Origin of the sequence: Shimwellia pseudoproteus, from assembly GCF_016415625.1 — a bacterium.
GTDB classification, from domain to species: domain Bacteria; phylum Pseudomonadota; class Gammaproteobacteria; order Enterobacterales; family Enterobacteriaceae; genus Shimwellia; species Shimwellia pseudoproteus.
On record NZ_WBXP01000030.1, the window covers coordinates 17,948 to 32,562 of the forward strand.

At 56.7% G+C, this 14,615-nt stretch carries 13 protein-coding genes; 4 read left to right on the forward strand and 9 right to left on the reverse strand.

Annotated features, from left to right (window positions below):
• Positions 1 to 84: 84 nt before the first annotated feature.
• Entirely contained in the window at positions 85 to 846 is a 762-nt protein-coding gene (gene udp, locus F9C28_RS13445) for a uridine phosphorylase (RefSeq protein ID WP_199015877.1), read from the reverse strand.
• Between the two features lie 270 nt (positions 847 to 1,116).
• Here udp and F9C28_RS13450 point away from each other — a divergent pair, with 270 nt between their 5' ends.
• The gene (locus F9C28_RS13450; protein ID WP_199015878.1) at positions 1,117 to 1,941 is read left to right on the forward strand and encodes a dienelactone hydrolase family protein; all 825 of its coding nucleotides are present in this window, start codon (positions 1,117 to 1,119) and stop codon (positions 1,939 to 1,941) included.
• 67 nt (positions 1,942 to 2,008) lie between these two features.
• Here F9C28_RS13450 and metE read toward each other — a convergent pair whose 3' ends face one another.
• Positions 2,009 to 4,270 carry a 5-methyltetrahydropteroyltriglutamate--homocysteine S-methyltransferase gene (metE, locus tag F9C28_RS13455; RefSeq protein WP_199015879.1) on the reverse strand — a complete coding sequence of 754 codons (2,262 nt, stop codon included), beginning with the start codon at positions 4,268 to 4,270 and terminating at the stop codon, positions 2,009 to 2,011.
• Positions 4,271 to 4,528: 258 nt separating this feature from the next.
• On the opposite strand from metE, the gene metR reads away from it, so the two are divergent.
• On the forward strand, positions 4,529 to 5,485 hold the full coding sequence (gene metR, locus F9C28_RS13460) for an HTH-type transcriptional regulator MetR (protein ID WP_199015880.1): 957 nt from the start codon (positions 4,529 to 4,531) through the stop codon (positions 5,483 to 5,485).
• On the opposite strand, the gene F9C28_RS13465 is transcribed toward metR, so the two are convergent.
• The 6 genes from F9C28_RS13465 to pldA all read right to left on the reverse strand — a co-directional run bounded on the left by F9C28_RS13465 (position 5,370) and on the right by pldA (position 11,950).
• The gene (locus F9C28_RS13465) at positions 5,370 to 6,269 is read right to left on the reverse strand and encodes a carboxylate/amino acid/amine transporter (RefSeq protein WP_199015881.1); all 900 of its coding nucleotides are present in this window, start codon (positions 6,267 to 6,269) and stop codon (positions 5,370 to 5,372) included. The genes metR and F9C28_RS13465 overlap by 116 nt on opposite strands.
• Positions 6,270 to 6,369: 100 nt before the next feature.
• Positions 6,370 to 7,173: a sugar/pyridoxal phosphate phosphatase YigL gene (gene yigL / locus F9C28_RS13470; protein WP_199015882.1), complete on the reverse strand. Its 804-nt coding sequence runs from the start codon at positions 7,171 to 7,173 to the stop codon at positions 6,370 to 6,372.
• A 59-nt stretch (positions 7,174 to 7,232) separates the two neighbouring features.
• Positions 7,233 to 8,222, reverse strand: coding sequence for a lysophospholipase L2 (gene pldB, locus F9C28_RS13475; RefSeq protein WP_199015883.1), 990 nt, complete (start codon positions 8,220 to 8,222; stop codon positions 7,233 to 7,235).
• Positions 8,223 to 8,495: 273 nt separating this feature from the next.
• The gene (gene rhtC, locus F9C28_RS13480) at positions 8,496 to 9,119 is read right to left on the reverse strand and encodes a threonine export protein RhtC (protein WP_199015884.1); all 624 of its coding nucleotides are present in this window, start codon (positions 9,117 to 9,119) and stop codon (positions 8,496 to 8,498) included.
• A 65-nt stretch (positions 9,120 to 9,184) separates the two neighbouring features.
• Complete coding sequence (recQ, locus tag F9C28_RS13485; RefSeq protein WP_199015885.1) at positions 9,185 to 11,014, reverse strand: ATP-dependent DNA helicase RecQ; 1,830 nt, start codon at positions 11,012 to 11,014, stop codon at positions 9,185 to 9,187.
• Positions 11,015 to 11,080: 66 nt separating this feature from the next.
• Positions 11,081 to 11,950 (reverse strand): phospholipase A, encoded by an 870-nt coding sequence (gene pldA / locus F9C28_RS13490; protein WP_199015886.1) that lies wholly within the window; start codon positions 11,948 to 11,950, stop codon positions 11,081 to 11,083.
• A gap of 170 nt (positions 11,951 to 12,120) precedes the next feature.
• Here pldA and F9C28_RS13495 point away from each other — a divergent pair, with 170 nt between their 5' ends.
• Positions 12,121 to 12,591 carry a thioesterase family protein gene (locus F9C28_RS13495; RefSeq protein ID WP_199015887.1) on the forward strand — a complete coding sequence of 157 codons (471 nt, stop codon included), beginning with the start codon at positions 12,121 to 12,123 and terminating at the stop codon, positions 12,589 to 12,591.
• Positions 12,592 to 12,645: 54 nt separating this feature from the next.
• The gene (rarD, locus tag F9C28_RS13500) at positions 12,646 to 13,542 is read left to right on the forward strand and encodes an EamA family transporter RarD (protein ID WP_199015888.1); all 897 of its coding nucleotides are present in this window, start codon (positions 12,646 to 12,648) and stop codon (positions 13,540 to 13,542) included.
• A 69-nt stretch (positions 13,543 to 13,611) separates the two neighbouring features.
• Here the strand turns inward: rarD and corA are convergent, their stop codons facing one another.
• The gene (gene corA, locus F9C28_RS13505; protein WP_199015889.1) at positions 13,612 to 14,562 is read right to left on the reverse strand and encodes a magnesium/cobalt transporter CorA; all 951 of its coding nucleotides are present in this window, start codon (positions 14,560 to 14,562) and stop codon (positions 13,612 to 13,614) included.
• Positions 14,563 to 14,615 lie beyond the last annotated feature (53 nt).

A 14,615-nucleotide genomic window follows, 5' to 3' on the forward strand; every position in this document is an offset into this window, starting at 1 on the left:
TCCAGATAAAAAATGGTGCGGAATGTTGTGTGGAAGAATACGGAGAGGATCAGGCCAGCGATGCTGGCCTGGGGAAAGTCATTGCTACAGCAGACGGCGGGCCGCTTCCACCACAATACGCACCGCGTGGCTTTCGGTTTGTTTCATGGTTTCGGCATTGGGGATCTCCTGCTGGGTGCGGTTAACAATCACCCCAGCCACCATCCCGGCGCGCAGCCCCTGGCTGGCGCACATGGTCAGCAAAGTGGCAGATTCCATTTCATAGTTCATCACACCCATGGACTGCCATTCCGCCATCGAGCCCTGGAACTCGCGGGTCACCCGGCCCGAGAAGGTATCGTAGCGCTCCTGCCCCGGGTAGAAGGTATCTGACGATGCCGTCACTCCGATATGGGTGGCAGCCCCCACCTCACGGGCCGCCTCTACCAGCGCGGTGGTACAGGAAAAGTCGGCAACCGCCGGGAACGCCAGCGGTGCAAAGTGCAGGCTGGCGCCGTCCAGACGCACAGAGGCGGTGGTAACCAGCACATCGCCGACATTAATATGCGGCTGAATCGCCCCGGTGGTGCCAACCCGCAAGAAGGTACGGATCCCCAGTTGGGCCAGTTCTTCAACCGCAATCGAGGTTGACGGGCCGCCGATACCGGTAGAGCAGATAACCACCGGCTTGCCGTCCATCTCTGCACGCCAGGAGGTAAATTCGCGGTGTGATGCCAGCTTAACCGGGTTATCCATCAGCGCGGCGATCTTTTCCACCCGCTCCGGATCGCCGGGAACAATTGCCAGCGTGGCGCCCTGTAAATCATTTTTCGTGAGACCAAGGTGAAAAACATCAGACTGAGACATGACTAACTCCTTCGCGGGTCATTTATCCGGTTAGCAAAACGGTACTCTACCGAAGCCCCCGGCAACATTTCGTGATTCACTTCACTTCAAATGAAACAAATTACATTAAGCGGCAAGTAAATAGTGATAATCATCACATTTCAAGACATGCACCATGCATCCTGTGCGCTCACCTGGCGACTTTTGCGGCGCAAATAACACAGTCTATAGTTAACTCACTGCGCTATATCACAGATATATCACGAGTACATAACGGGTACGGAGAATGCCATGACAGACAATACAACCCATAATAAGGCCGAAGCGAACTTTGCACCTGCCGCTTCCCCTATCACCGCAGACACCATTCATACCTCCACGGACGGCATTACCGCGCATGAAACCAGCGTGCCAACCCGCGGAGACAGCATGCCAGCCTATGTGGCCGCCCCGAAGGAGGCCCATGGCCCGCTGCCCATCGTTATCGTCGTACAGGAAATTTTTGGCGTTCACGAACATATCCGCGACATCTGTCGCCGCCTGGCCCGGGAAGGGTATCTGGCCATCGCCCCGGAGCTTTACTTCCGCCAGGGGGACGCCAGTGATTTTGGTGATATCCAGACACTGATCACCGGCCTGGTAGCCAAAGTGCCGGATAGCCAGGTACTGGCGGATCTGGACCACGTGGCCAGTTGGGCGGGCAGAAATGGCGGGGACGCCTCGCGCCTGATGATTACCGGCTTCTGCTGGGGCGGGCGGATCACCTGGCTGTATGCGGCCCATAACCCACAACTGAAAGCGGCGGTGGCCTGGTATGGCCGGCTAACCGGCGATAAATCCCTCAATTCCCCCGAACACCCGGTGGATGTTGCCACGGATCTCAGTGCCCCGGTACTGGGGCTCTATGGCGCCCAGGATACCGGCATCCCGCTGGAGAGCGTGGAGACCATGCGCCAGGCATTGCGCGCGGCCAATGCCCGGGCAGAAATTATTGTCTACCCGGAGGCGGGCCACGCCTTTAATGCAGACTACCGCCCCAGCTACCACAAAGCGTCAGCCGAAGACGGCTGGCAGCGGATGCTGGACTGGTTCGCGCTGTACGGCAAGGCCAAATAACCCGGGCGCAGTATCCGAAAAAAAGCCCCGCAGCCGAATGGCGACGGGGCGATTATCACCCGTAATATCAGGCGTTACGCAGATTTTTCGCCGCGGTGACCATGTTTGCCAGGGCGGCGCGGGTTTCCGGCCAGCCGCGGGTTTTCAGGCCGCAGTTCGGGTTCACCCACAGCCGCTCCGCCGGGATCCGCTGGGCGGCTTTCTGCAGCAGGTTCTCAATCCACGCCACACTCGGCACATTCGGTGAGTGAATGTCATAGACCCCGGGCCCTATCTCATTTGGGTATTCAAATGCCTCAAAAGATTCCAGCAGTTCCATATCGGACCGCGAGGTCTCAATCGTTATCACATCGGCATCCAGGGCGGCAATCGACGTCATGATGTCGTTAAACTCGCAATAACACATATGGGTGTGAATCTGGGTATCGTCCTTCGCCACCGCGGCATTCAGGCGGAATGCATCCACCGCCCAGGTGAGGTACGCCTGCCAGTCACTCTGGCGCAGCGGTAACCCTTCCCGCAGTGCCGGTTCATCAATCTGAATAATCCCGATACCCGCCGCTTCCAGATCCGCCACCTCGTCACGCAATGCCAGCGCTATCTGTTTGGCGATAGTCTCCCGGGAGACGTCTTCCCGCGGGAAGGACCAGCACAAAATGGTCACCGGCCCGGTCAGCATGCCTTTTACCGGCTTGTCCGTCAGCGACTGGGCGTATTGCGCCCACTCCACGGTAATCGGTGCCGGGCGGCTAATATCGCCGATCACCACCGGGGGTTTTACACAACGGGAACCATAGCTCTGCACCCAGCCGTTCTGGGTGAAAATAAACCCGTCAAGATGCTCACCGAAATACTCCACCATGTCGTTACGTTCCGCTTCGCCGTGGACCAGCACATCCAGACCCAGGCGCTCCTGCTCCTGAATTGCCTGTTTGATATGCCCGGCAATAGCGGTGCGGTAGCCGTTGCTGTCCAGTTGGCCGCGTTTGAAATCGAGGCGCAAACCGCGGATCTCGGTGGTCTGCGGGAAAGAACCAATGGTCGTGGTCGGCCAGTCCGGGAGCTGAAAGCGGGCGCGCTGGGCCTGTGCGCGCTGAGTATAAGGCTGATGGCGCTCGCTATCCCGGGGGGTGATCGCCGCCAGGCGCGCCGCGACCGCCGGGTTATGTACCCGGCTGGAATGGCGTCGCGCCCGGATGGGCACACTCCACGCATCAATCGCGTCTGTATCGCCGCTGTTCAGGGCATCACGCAGCAGCGCCAGCTCAGCGCATTTTTGCAGGGCGAAGGCGAACCAGCTTTTCACTTCGTCATCAAGACGGGTTTCGACACGCAGATCAATGGGGCTGTGCAGCAGGGAGCAGGAGCTGCCCACCCACAGCGGCCGCTGGCCCACCAGCGCCTTCACCTGAGCGAATTTTTCACGCAGATCCGCCCGCCACACGTTCCGGCCGTTGATCAGACCGGCAGACAGCAGCCAGCTCTCCGGCAGGCGCTGGTGCAGGGTGTTCACATCATCATGGCCGTGGACCAGATCCACATGCAGCCCCTGAACCGGCAGCGCGGTGATCACGTCCAGATTCGGGGTAACCCCTTCAAAATAGGTGGTCAGCAGCAGTTTGACCTGCCCGGCCAGCGCCTGGTAGGCCTCCTGGTATGCCTGGCGCCACGCCTGCGGCAGCGCCAGCACCAGGATAGGCTCATCAATCTGTACCCACTCGATACCGCGCTGGGCTAGCGCCGCCAGCACCTGCTGGTACACCGGGAGGATGGACGCCAGCAGATCCAGACGGTCGAAAGCCTGCCCTTTCACTTTCCCCAGCCACAGGTAAGTAAGCGGCCCGAGGATAACCGGTTTCACCTTATGACCAAGGGCGAGGGCTTCGTCTACTTCATCCAGCAACTGGGTCCAGGTCAGGGCAAACGACTGGCCTTTGGTGAACTCGGGCACGATATAGTGATAGTTGGTGTTAAACCATTTGGTCATTTCGGCGGCGGCAGCGGGCTCGCCGGTGGGAGCACGGCCACGGCCAATGCGGAACAGGGTATCAATATCAACCTGGCCATCGGCATGTTGGTGGCGGGCCGGGATATTACCCAGCATCAGGCTGGTGGTCAGCACATGATCATACCAGGCAAAATCCCCCACCGGCAGCAGATCAATCCCCGCCTCTTGCTGTTGTTGCCAGTGGCGGGCACGCAGCTCGCGGCCGGTATTGAGCAACGCCTCACGGGTGCAGTTACCTGCCCAATAACGCTCCTGGGCTTTTTTCAGTTCGCGGTGCAAGCCAACACGGGGGAAACCAAGGGTGTGGTTAATGATTGTCATGTTCTTTTTCCTGTTAGCACGATGAAAGTGACCGGAAAGCCTCAGCACACTGCAACACCCGATTATTGTTTGATAATAATGGGGTTTTATTGATAACCGCGGAATAACGCACGCGGTCAGCCCCGTTATCGCCCCCGAAAAATCGATCTATTCAGGTAAATTGGGATGTTTAGCCGTCCAGATGTTTACACATCCATAATCAGCAGGTACTGTATATTCCTCAAGCGCAATATCTTCATAGCCGGGTGAACAACTTTCATGATCGAGATAAAACACTTGCGGACCTTACAGGCTCTGCGTAACTGCGGCTCGCTGGCAGCAGCGGCGGCCTCATTGCATCAGACCCAGTCTGCCCTCTCTCACCAGTTTTCTGACCTTGAGCAGCGCCTCGGCTTTCGCCTGTTTGTGCGTAAGAGTCAGCCGCTGCGTTTTACCCCTCAGGGCGAGGTACTGCTGCACCTGGCAGAGCAAGTGTTGCCGCAAATCACCCGGGCACTCCAGGCCTGCCAGGAGCCCCAACAGGCCAGGCTGCGGATAGCCATTGAGTGCCATAGCTGTATTCAGTGGCTGGCGCCGGCGCTGGCGCATTTTCGGGCAAGCTGGCCCCATGTGGAGGTAGATTTCAAATCCGGTGTGACCTTTGATCCGCAGCCGTCGCTCCAGCAGGGCGAGCTGGATATTGTGCTGACATCGGACATTTTGCCGCGCAGCGGCCTGCACTACTCGCCGATGTTCGATTATGAAGTGCGTCTGGTATTGGCGACGGATCACCCCCTGGCGGAGCGGCGCCATATCACCCCGGAGGATTTAGCCAGCGAAACCCTGCTGATCTACCCGGTTCAGCGCCAGCGCCTCGATATCTGGCGGCATTTCCTGTTACCTGCCGGTGTCAGCCCACAGTTGAAAAGCGTGGATAACACCCTGTTGCTGGTACAGATGGTGGCGGCCAAAATGGGGATCGCGGCACTGCCGCACTGGGTGGTGGAGTCTTTTGAACGCCAGGGTCTGGTGGTGACGAAAACCCTGGGTGATGGGCTATGGAGCCGGCTGTACGCTGCCGTCCGGGACGGGGAGCAGCGCCAGCCGGCGGTCGATGCGTTTATTCGCTCTGCCCGGCAGCACGCTTGTGATCATCTGCCGCTGGTACGCAACGCGGAGCGACCCAGCGCCGATGCACCCACAGTGAAGCCAGGATCACTGACCCTCCCACAATAAACGCGGGCCAGTTTGGTCGCTCTTGCCAGATAAGAAAGTTAACCAGCAGCCCGGCCGGGATATGGACGTTATTCATGATCCCGAGGGTGCCGGCGTCCACCTGGGTGGCGCCATAGTTCCACATAAAGTACCCCAGCCCCGAGGCCACAACCCCCAGCCAGGCCAGGATCCCCCACTGTAAGCCGCTGGTGGGCAGGTGCTGCGGGTTACCCAACATAAACCAGGCCAGCGCGGCTACCAGCAGGGCGCCCAGGTAAAACCAGGAAAACGCCGTATGCTGCGCAATGGGATAGAGCTCCATCAGGCGTTTATAGCCCACCATGCCGATGGCAAAACAGATATTGGCCAGCTGGACCAGCAGCAAACCAAACAGGAAGTGGTCACTGAGCTTGTCATAGCGAATGATTGCCGCCCCGATAACCGCCAGCAAAGCGCTGAGCGCATAACCCCAGCGCAAGGTGCGGCCGCTTATCAGATCGTAAATCAGGGTAACGTACAGCGGGGTAAAAATAGTGAACAGCAGGAACTCCGGCACCGTCAGGTACAAATAGGCCCGGAAACTGAAAATATACATCACCCCCAGTTGCAATGCCCCCACCAGCATATACAGCCCGAGGACCCGGTATTTTTGCCCGGCAATGCGCAGGAACGGCAGGAACACCAGCGCCGCCAGCCCAATCCGCACCAGGGCAGAAAAATAGCTGTCGACATGGCCTGCCAGATACTCGCCAATCAGGCTGAACGAGAAGGCCCACAAAATAGTGGTGATTATAAGCAATGGCACAATAGCGTGTCTCAGTGGTGGGGAACAGCGGCCATTGTAGCGGGAAATACGGTTGACGAGTGATGATAAAATCACCACTCGTCGCGGTGGCAACCGGGGGTCAGGCGATAGCGTACAGCTTACGTAAATAGCGGGGTACGGCGTCATCGCGGTTTGAGCCTATCACTTCCAGCGTTGGCAGGCGATCCTTGAGGCGCTGATGGGCGTTCCCCATAATGCAGCCCTTACCCGCCATGGTCAGCATCTCTTGATCGTTCATGCCGTCACCAAAGGCGATACAGGATGCAAGGCTCTCGCCCATTCTGGAGGATACCGACGCCAGCGCATGGCCTTTAGAAACCCCGCCGGCCATCACTTCCAGACAGGTCACGGTCGAAAAGCTGACATTCACCCGATCCCCCCAGCGCGCATTAATTGACGCCTCCAGCGGGAGCAGGGTTTCATGGGTGTCGCTGGTGAAATAGACCTTACTTACGCCGTCGGTTTTCAGCGTTTTCGGCTCAAACACCTGATAATTAAACACGCTCTCTTTGAAATAGACCATGTCTTCCGGGCGCGGACGGCTGATGTGCCAGTTATCCCCCCGGTAGACGTTGGTGGCGATATCCGGGCGGTTATACACCATGCCGTACAAGTCACTGGCAATATCTTCAGCCAGGTCGTGGGCGAAAACCAGATTACCGGCGGTATCGTGAACCCGGGCGCCGTTGGAGGTTATCATAAACGCATCAATACCAAGATTATGACGCAGTTGCGCCACATCGATATGGTGGCGTCCGGTGGCAAAGACGAAATGCACGCCCTGGGCCGTAAGCTGTTGCAGCGTCTCTTTGGTGTAGGGGGTTAACAGGTGGTCAGGGGACAATAATGTGCCATCTAAATCAGATGCAACAATCTGGTACATAAGATGAATTTAACCTCTGGTAGTAAGATACACGGCGGTCTATCCGCCAGGCGAAGCGCTTAATGCCGTTTGAAGAAATCAACAATGGCAGTCAGCGCAGCGGCGCGCATAGTGTCCTTTTCAAACAGGATCTCGTGGTACGCCCCGGGTATAACTAACGGTTTCTCCCCCTCACAAGGGTGGCCCGCCGCGGCCATCGCCTCACAGAACCGGTCGTGGGCACTGTTGTCCACCACATGATCCTCTGCGGCCTGGAGTAATAATACCGGCGAGGTGATGTCAGTGGCCCCTGTCATCACCTGTTCTCCTGCAAGCAGGCTTTCCCGTACCCAATGATTGGTCGGGCCGCCCACCCGCAGCTCTGGCTCATCCGCGTAGAAGCGCACATTGCGCCGGTAACGCTCGCGGCTGTGGGTCAGAATATTGAGACCAAACCCCAGCGCCCGCCAGCGGCCAGTGCCAATGGCATAGCCATCGCGAAAACGGGCGCGTTCTTCGGTCCAGTCAAGAATATGGCGCACCATCCAGTCCGGGAAGCGAATAATAATCCCGAACATCGGCGCGCTCAGGGCAACAGCATCTGCTGCGTCCGGGTGGCGTTGCAGGAACAGCACGCTCACCGCCCCCCCCATAGAGTGGGCCAGTAAATAGCGTTTACGCCACGGGCCGGGTGCCACCTCCCGGGCCCAGAATTGCTCGAAGTCATCGACATAATCGCTGAATTTAACCACATGGCCGCAGTCGCTGTCCGCCAGTAACCGGCCAGATCGCCCCTGCCCCCGGTGATCAATAATCAACACGTCGAAGCCGTGCTGGTAGAGGTCATAGGCGACCTCCGCGTATTTAACGTAACTTTCGATCCGCCCGGGGCAAATCACCACGACCTGTTCATGGTGGGAGGCGCAGAACTTTACGTAGCGTATCGGGACCCCCTCTACACCAGCAAATTCACCTTCCTCCCGTAACTGCCAGAAGTCAGTCAGCGGGCCAACGGAAAACGCGGCGAAGCATTTTTCCCTGTAAAACCAACTATTTTTGCCTTTTAACATAGGTGGTCATCAACTTCCGTGCTTATAAAGTCGTGTTTTGAGCAACTGGGCAGCATGTGCGCCTTCAACAACAATAGCGCATTGTGGCATAAAAGTGTTTACCCGGGGGAGTTTCCCACCCTCACAGTAAGACATTGCGAGAATGGCTGCATCACAACACGATGACCCAATAACAGACCGGGAAAGCCAGGCATCACAGCAGGCGGGGTTAAAACAGGCGCGCGGTGCGTTCCGGCGCGCCAACATGATGTTGCGGTAGTTAGCAGGCGATGATTAGCGGGAGATGATCAGATGAATACCGAACAGGGTAAATAACCCCCCGGCCATGCCGTCAATCCACTTCGCCGCGCGCTGATAACCGCGGCGCATCGCCGGAAGGGCAAACAGGCAGGCCACTGCACTAAACCAGGCGCAAGTCTCCAGTGCAATCATCACAAACAGGCCAATACGCGCAGAGTGGCCAACGCTATCGCCCACAAACAGGGAGAACACGCTACCAAAGTAGATAATCGCTTTCGGGTTAGACAGATTGGTCAGCAGCCCTTTCAGGAAGCTGCGCCAGCCGTTATGGGCCAGCTCCACCACCGGTGCTTCAGTCTCGCCGTTTTTTTTCTTTAAGGCGCCGCGCAGCATATGGTAGCCCATCCAGCACAGGTACAGGCCACCGCCGACCATAATAGCGCTATGCAGCCAGGCCATTTTTTGCAGCAGGATGTGTAACCCCAGCAGCGCCACCGCCGCCCAGACCATAATACCAACCGTGATCCCCAGTACCCCCAGCATCGCTTCTCTGCGCGAGCGGCTTACCGCGGTTTGGGAAACAAAGAAAAAGTCAGGCCCCGGGCTCATCAGTGCAATCAGATGCACCAGTGCCACCGTTAAAAAAAGCATCAACATAGCAGACTCTGAGAAAGGAAGAGGAAGATCAGGACGCGTATATTGTCACTTTTTATCGGCGCTGACTACTCTTCATCATCGCCATCAACATGCTGCCTGATCAGAGTCATAAACGGCTTACCAAAACGCTCCAGTTTGCGCGTGCCCACCCCGTTAACACTCAGCATTTCGCCGGGGCTCACCGGCATTTGCTCGGCCATTTCAATCAGTGAGGCATCGTTAAATACCACGTAAGGCGGAATATTCTCTTCGTCGGCAATGGCCTTGCGCAGTTTACGCAATTTGGCGAACAGTTTACGGTCGTAGTTGCCCCCGTAGGACTTCTGCATCACCCGGGGTTTCAGCGCCACAACGCGCGGCACGGCCAGCATCAGCGGGTTTTCACCCCGCAGTATCGGCCGGGCGGCTTCCGTCAGTTGCAGCGCCGAGTGCTGGGCAATATTCTGGGTCGCCATTCCCAGGTGAATCAACTGGCGGATCACGCTGACCCAGTGCTCGTGGCTCTGCTCCCGGCCAATACCGTAGACCGGCAGCTTATCGTGCTGGTTATCCCGAATACGCTGGCTGTTAGCCCCGCGCAGCACTTCCACCACGTACCCCATACCAAAGCGCTGGTTAACCCGGTAAATGGCGGACAGCGCCTTCTGGGCATCTTTCAGGCCATCATACTGGCGCGGTGGATCAAGGCAGATATCGCAGTTGCCGCACGGCGCCTGGCGCCCCTCACCAAAGTAATTCAGTAACACCAGACGCCGGCAGGTTTGCGCCTCGGCAAAGGCGCCCATGGCGTTCAACTTATGGCGTTCAATATCCTGCAAGGGGCCGGTGGGTTTTTCATCCAGGCAGCGGCGCAACCAGGCCATATCAGCCGGATCGTAGAACAGCATCGCCTCCGCGGGCAGGCCATCACGCCCGGCGCGGCCGGTTTCCTGATAGTAGGATTCAATATTGCGCGGGATATCAAAGTGCACCACAAACCGCACATTGGGCTTATTGATGCCCATGCCGAAGGCCACCGTCGCCACCACGATTTGCAAATCGTCCCGCTGGAATTGCTCCTGCACCTGGGCACGCACCGCGTTTTCCAGCCCCGCATGGTAGGCCGCCGCGCTGATGCCGCGGCTCTGTAACCGGGCGGCAGTGTCTTCAACTTTCGCCCGGCTGTTACAGTAAATAATGCCGGACTTGCCGCGTTGCTCCTGGACATAGCGCATCAGTTGGTCAAGGGGCTTAAATTTTTCCATCAGCATATAGCGGATGTTGGGGCGGTCGAAGCTGCTGACCTGGATTAGCGGATCATTTAACCCAAGCAGCCGGGCAATATCCAGCCGGGTGGTGTCATCCGCCGTGGCGGTCAGTGCCACGAACGGCACCGCGGCAAAGCGGTGACGTAACTGGCCAAGGAGTGCGTATTCCGGGCGGAAATCATGGCCCCACTGGGAAATACAGTGCGCTTCATCCACCGCCAGCAGCGCTAATTTCCACTGGCTGAGCTGGTCGATAAGGCTGTCCATCATCAGCCGCTCCGGCGCCACATACAGCAAGCGGATCTCCCCGCGCTGGCAGCCGTTCATCACCTCCAGCTGCTGCTCCCGGCTTTGGGTCGAGTTCAGACAGGCGGCGGCAACACCGTTCGCCAGTAACTGGTCAACCTGGTCTTTCATCAGAGAGATCAGCGGGGAGACCACCACCGTAAGGCCGCCGAGGATCAGCGCCGGGATTTGGTAGCAGAGCGATTTTCCCCCGCCGGTGGGCATTACCACCAGGCTGTCCTGGCCGCTGAGGATCGCGGCAATAATCGCTTCCTGCCCCGGGCGGAATTGCTGGTAGCCAAAGGTCTCCTGCAAGACCTGCTTCGCCAGCGATACCTGATTTAACACTTCCGCCTCTGCCACGTTTACTCCGCCTGTAGAAAATAAAACAGGCGCTATTTTCAGCGCCCGTTTCCGAAACTGCAATGGTTAAAACAGATCGTTAAGCATAACCCCGACACCGATCCGGGTCTGATTAAAGTTATAATCAATCATCGACTCGCCATATCCACTGTATAACTGACTGTAAAGCCGGACATGTTTGGTTATCGGGTAGCTGACCCCCAGCTCTGCGCCGCCATAGCCGGTATTCCAGTTATATTGGCCTTTGGCGCTGAATATCCAGTCCCCCAGCTCATAACCCAGCTTCAACTGGTAGTACCCCATATATTTGGTGATGTCCGGGTTATCATTGCTGTTACCCAGCACATACCAGGGTTTGACCTCCACCAGAAAGTGGCCGTTCTCCGCCATCAGGCGCGCATAAGCGCGGTTCCAGCTGCGTGAGGTCGGGTCGGAACGTCCGTTGGACTGGTGGTTATAGCCCACTTCGATATCGCGTAATGTCCAGTCCCCAAGGCGGTACGCCGTCGCCCAGCCGAGAAACAGTTGCGGTTCGTAGTTGGTTTCGCGAAAGGGCGAGGATTCGCTGCTGTTAGACAACTGCCACCAGGAGCGCTGGGTATAAGACGCTGCCAGTACCGAGTTATCCCCGACAATACCGCGCCACAGCGGGAACGCCAGGCTCAGCTGGAATTTCACCTCATCTTTGCGGGCATTGTCAGACCAGTTATACGAGCTGATGGCCTCTTTATTGAGATCGCTAGTCCAGGTGTAGAGGACATAGTTACTTTCGTAAGGATAAATAACGAAGGGGTTATCGTGGTCCTGCAACAGATTATAAATAATACTGCCTTTTACCGGTAACGCATCGTGCACAGTGCTTTCAGATGCCCCAAAAACAACCCCTGAGCCAGACAGCAAACTTGCTGCCAATACTTTTACCACCAACTTTCGCATCCGCCCGGTTCTCCTGAACATATTTATAATCTGAATTTCCCTCAGGGCATTTAACCATTAACCCTACAAAAACTTCAGTTGCTTTACTAATCCTTAATAACAACATTTGCAATTCAAAAAATAAACAGCATTATAACATTCAGACTCATCCGACCACTCTGGAGGTTATTTTGTCCGCCACCCTGTTAACCACTGAAATCGTCATGAAAATTGTTGGCGAGCTGTTTATTTACCAGATGCCTTTTAACCGGGCACTGGGGCTGGAGCTGGAGCACTATGATGCGCAGTCTGCCCGCGTGGTCTTTAACCAGCAGCCGATGATGATAGGCAACTGGGCCCAGCAGATCCTGCACGGCGGGGTGATTGCCTCTGCCATGGACGTGGCCGCAGGTTTGGTCTGTGTCGGTAATGCCCTTAGCCGCCACGATACCATCAGTGAAGATGAGTTACATCGCCGATTATCACGGATGGGAACCATTGATTTACGGGTGGATTATTTACGACCGGGGCGCGGAACGCGGTTTACCGCCAGCGCCACGCTATTGCGGGCGGGGAATAAAGTCGCGGTAGCGAGAGTGGAATTACATAACGATGCGCAGCTACATATCGCCAGCACCACCGCAACCTATATGGTGGGGTGATAGCCGTAATCCTGTTACACTCCGGCTACTTTTCTCTGGTTAATGTTGTGGATTATGGATCCGAAACAAACGCGGCAGGGTATTATGCTCGCCATTGCCGCCTATTTTATCTGGGGTATTGCCCCGGCGTATTTTAAATTACTCCTGGCCGTCCCGGCGGATGAAATCCTGACCCACCGTATTATCTGGTCATTTTTCTTTATGCTGGTGCTGATAACCCTCAGCCGTCAGTGGCATCAGGTCAGTAAAATTCGCCAGATGCCCAAAAAGTTATTGGCCCTGGCGCTCTCTGCCATTTTAGTTGGCGGCAACTGGCTGCTGTTTATCTGGGCGGTCAATCATAACCATATGCTGGAAGCGAGCCTCGGTTATTTTATTAACCCGCTGGTGAACGTATTGCTGGGGATGTTATTCCTCGGCGAGCGCTTTCGCCGGATGCAGTGGCTGGCGGTGTTACTGGCGGCCACCGGGGTGATAGTCCAGCTGTGGACCTTCGGCTCACTACCGCTGATAGCCCTCGGCCTGGCTTTCAGTTTTGCCTTCTACGGCCTGGTACGTAAAAAAATTGCGGTCGATGCCCAGACCGGCATGCTGGTTGAAACCCTGTGGCTACTGCCGGTGGCGGCCATTTATCTGTTTGGGATTGCCGACAGCCCCACCAGCCATCTGGGCAGTAACCCCGCCAGCCTGAATATACTGCTGCTGGCCGCCGGGGTAATAACCACCGTGCCGCTGCTCTGTTTTACCGGTGCCGCCACCCGGTTACGGCTCTCCACCCTCGGGTTCTTCCAGTATATCGGCCCGACCCTGATGTTTGTGCTGGCAATCCTGTTCTACGGTGAGGTTCCCGGCCCGGACAAGCTGGTCACCTTTGCCTTTATCTGGGCCGCACTGGGGATTTTTATCGCCGATGCCCTGTATACCCAGCGCCGCACCGCCCGCGCGCGATAGATCAGCCAGAACGTAAAAAGGCCCGCGGCAGTGGTTACCTGCAACGGGCCTTTTTTGACCGTCTGAGGCTTACAGCCAGTTGCGGCGTTTAAAATAGAGATAAGGCGCCAGCCCGGCGAGGATCATAAACACAATCGCCCCGGGATAACCAAAGCTCCAGTGCAGCTCAGGCATAAATTCAAAGTTCATCCCGTAGCTGGAGGCAACCAGGGTTGGCGGCAGGAACACCACCGAGACCACCGAGAAGATTTTGATTATCCGGTTCTGTTCGATATTGATAAACCCCATCGCCGCCTGCATCAGGAAGTTCACTTTCTGGAACAGCGACTCGTTATGGGGCACCAGGGATTCGATATCCCGCAGGATCTCCCGGGCCTGTTCCAGCTGGCCACCCGGCAACCGGGCTTTACGCACCAGGAAGTTCAGCGCCCGCTGGGTATCCAGCAGACACAGCCGCACTTTCCAGCCGATATCTTCCTGCTCTGCCAGAGTAGAGAGGGCATCGTCATACTCATCGCCCTGCTGCCCTTCCATAATTACCCGGCTGAGCTTTTCCAGATCGCTGTAGATGTTTTCGATTTCGTCTGCCAGCTGTTCAATTTTGGTTTCGAACAGATCCAGCAGCAGCTCATAAGCATTACCGTCGACCATTTCCTGGTTACGGGCGCGCATGCGGTACAGGCGAAAAGCCGGTAATTCACGCTCGCGCAGGGTAAACAGACGGCCATTACGGATGGTAAAGGCCACCGTGGAGTTACCCGCATGATCATCCGCATCTTCATAAAAGAAGAATGAGTGAATATGCAGGCCGTCTTCATCTTCAAAAAAACGAGCGGATGCTTCGATGTCTTCCAGCTCCGGGCGTGTCGCCAGGCTCTGGGCAAGCTCCGTTTGTACGCGTTCACGCTCGTTATCATCCGGCTCGACCAGATCAACCCACACCGAACTGGTCAGTGTCTCTGACCCATCCAGCTCGATGCGGGACAGTCGATTATTTTCTAATTGAAATGCGCTCAACATGACCGGGACTCCCAATACCAAAAAGTAAGGACGGAACCTGGGCACACAGAAAC

Excerpts from the sequence above, each read along its gene's own strand:
- rhtC (WP_199015884.1), bottom strand. The coding sequence starts at position 9,119 with ATGTTGATGCTTTTTTTAACGGTGGCACTGGTGCATCTGATTGCACTG.
- yigL (WP_199015882.1), bottom strand. The coding sequence starts at position 7,173 with ATGTACCAGATTGTTGCATCTGATTTAGATGGCACATTATTGTCCCCT.
- metR (WP_199015880.1), top strand. The coding sequence starts at position 4,529 with ATGATCGAGATAAAACACTTGCGGACCTTACAGGCTCTGCGTAACTGC.
- corA (WP_199015889.1), bottom strand. The coding sequence starts at position 14,562 with ATGTTGAGCGCATTTCAATTAGAAAATAATCGACTGTCCCGCATCGAG.
- F9C28_RS13450 (WP_199015878.1), top strand. The coding sequence starts at position 1,117 with ATGACAGACAATACAACCCATAATAAGGCCGAAGCGAACTTTGCACCT.
- udp (WP_199015877.1), bottom strand. The coding sequence starts at position 846 with ATGTCTCAGTCTGATGTTTTTCACCTTGGTCTCACGAAAAATGATTTA.
- metE (WP_199015879.1), bottom strand. The coding sequence starts at position 4,270 with ATGACAATCATTAACCACACCCTTGGTTTCCCCCGTGTTGGCTTGCAC.
- rarD (WP_199015888.1), top strand. The coding sequence starts at position 12,646 with ATGGATCCGAAACAAACGCGGCAGGGTATTATGCTCGCCATTGCCGCC.
- pldB (WP_199015883.1), bottom strand. The coding sequence starts at position 8,222 with ATGTTAAAAGGCAAAAATAGTTGGTTTTACAGGGAAAAATGCTTCGCC.
- pldA (WP_199015886.1), bottom strand. The coding sequence starts at position 11,950 with ATGCGAAAGTTGGTGGTAAAAGTATTGGCAGCAAGTTTGCTGTCTGGC.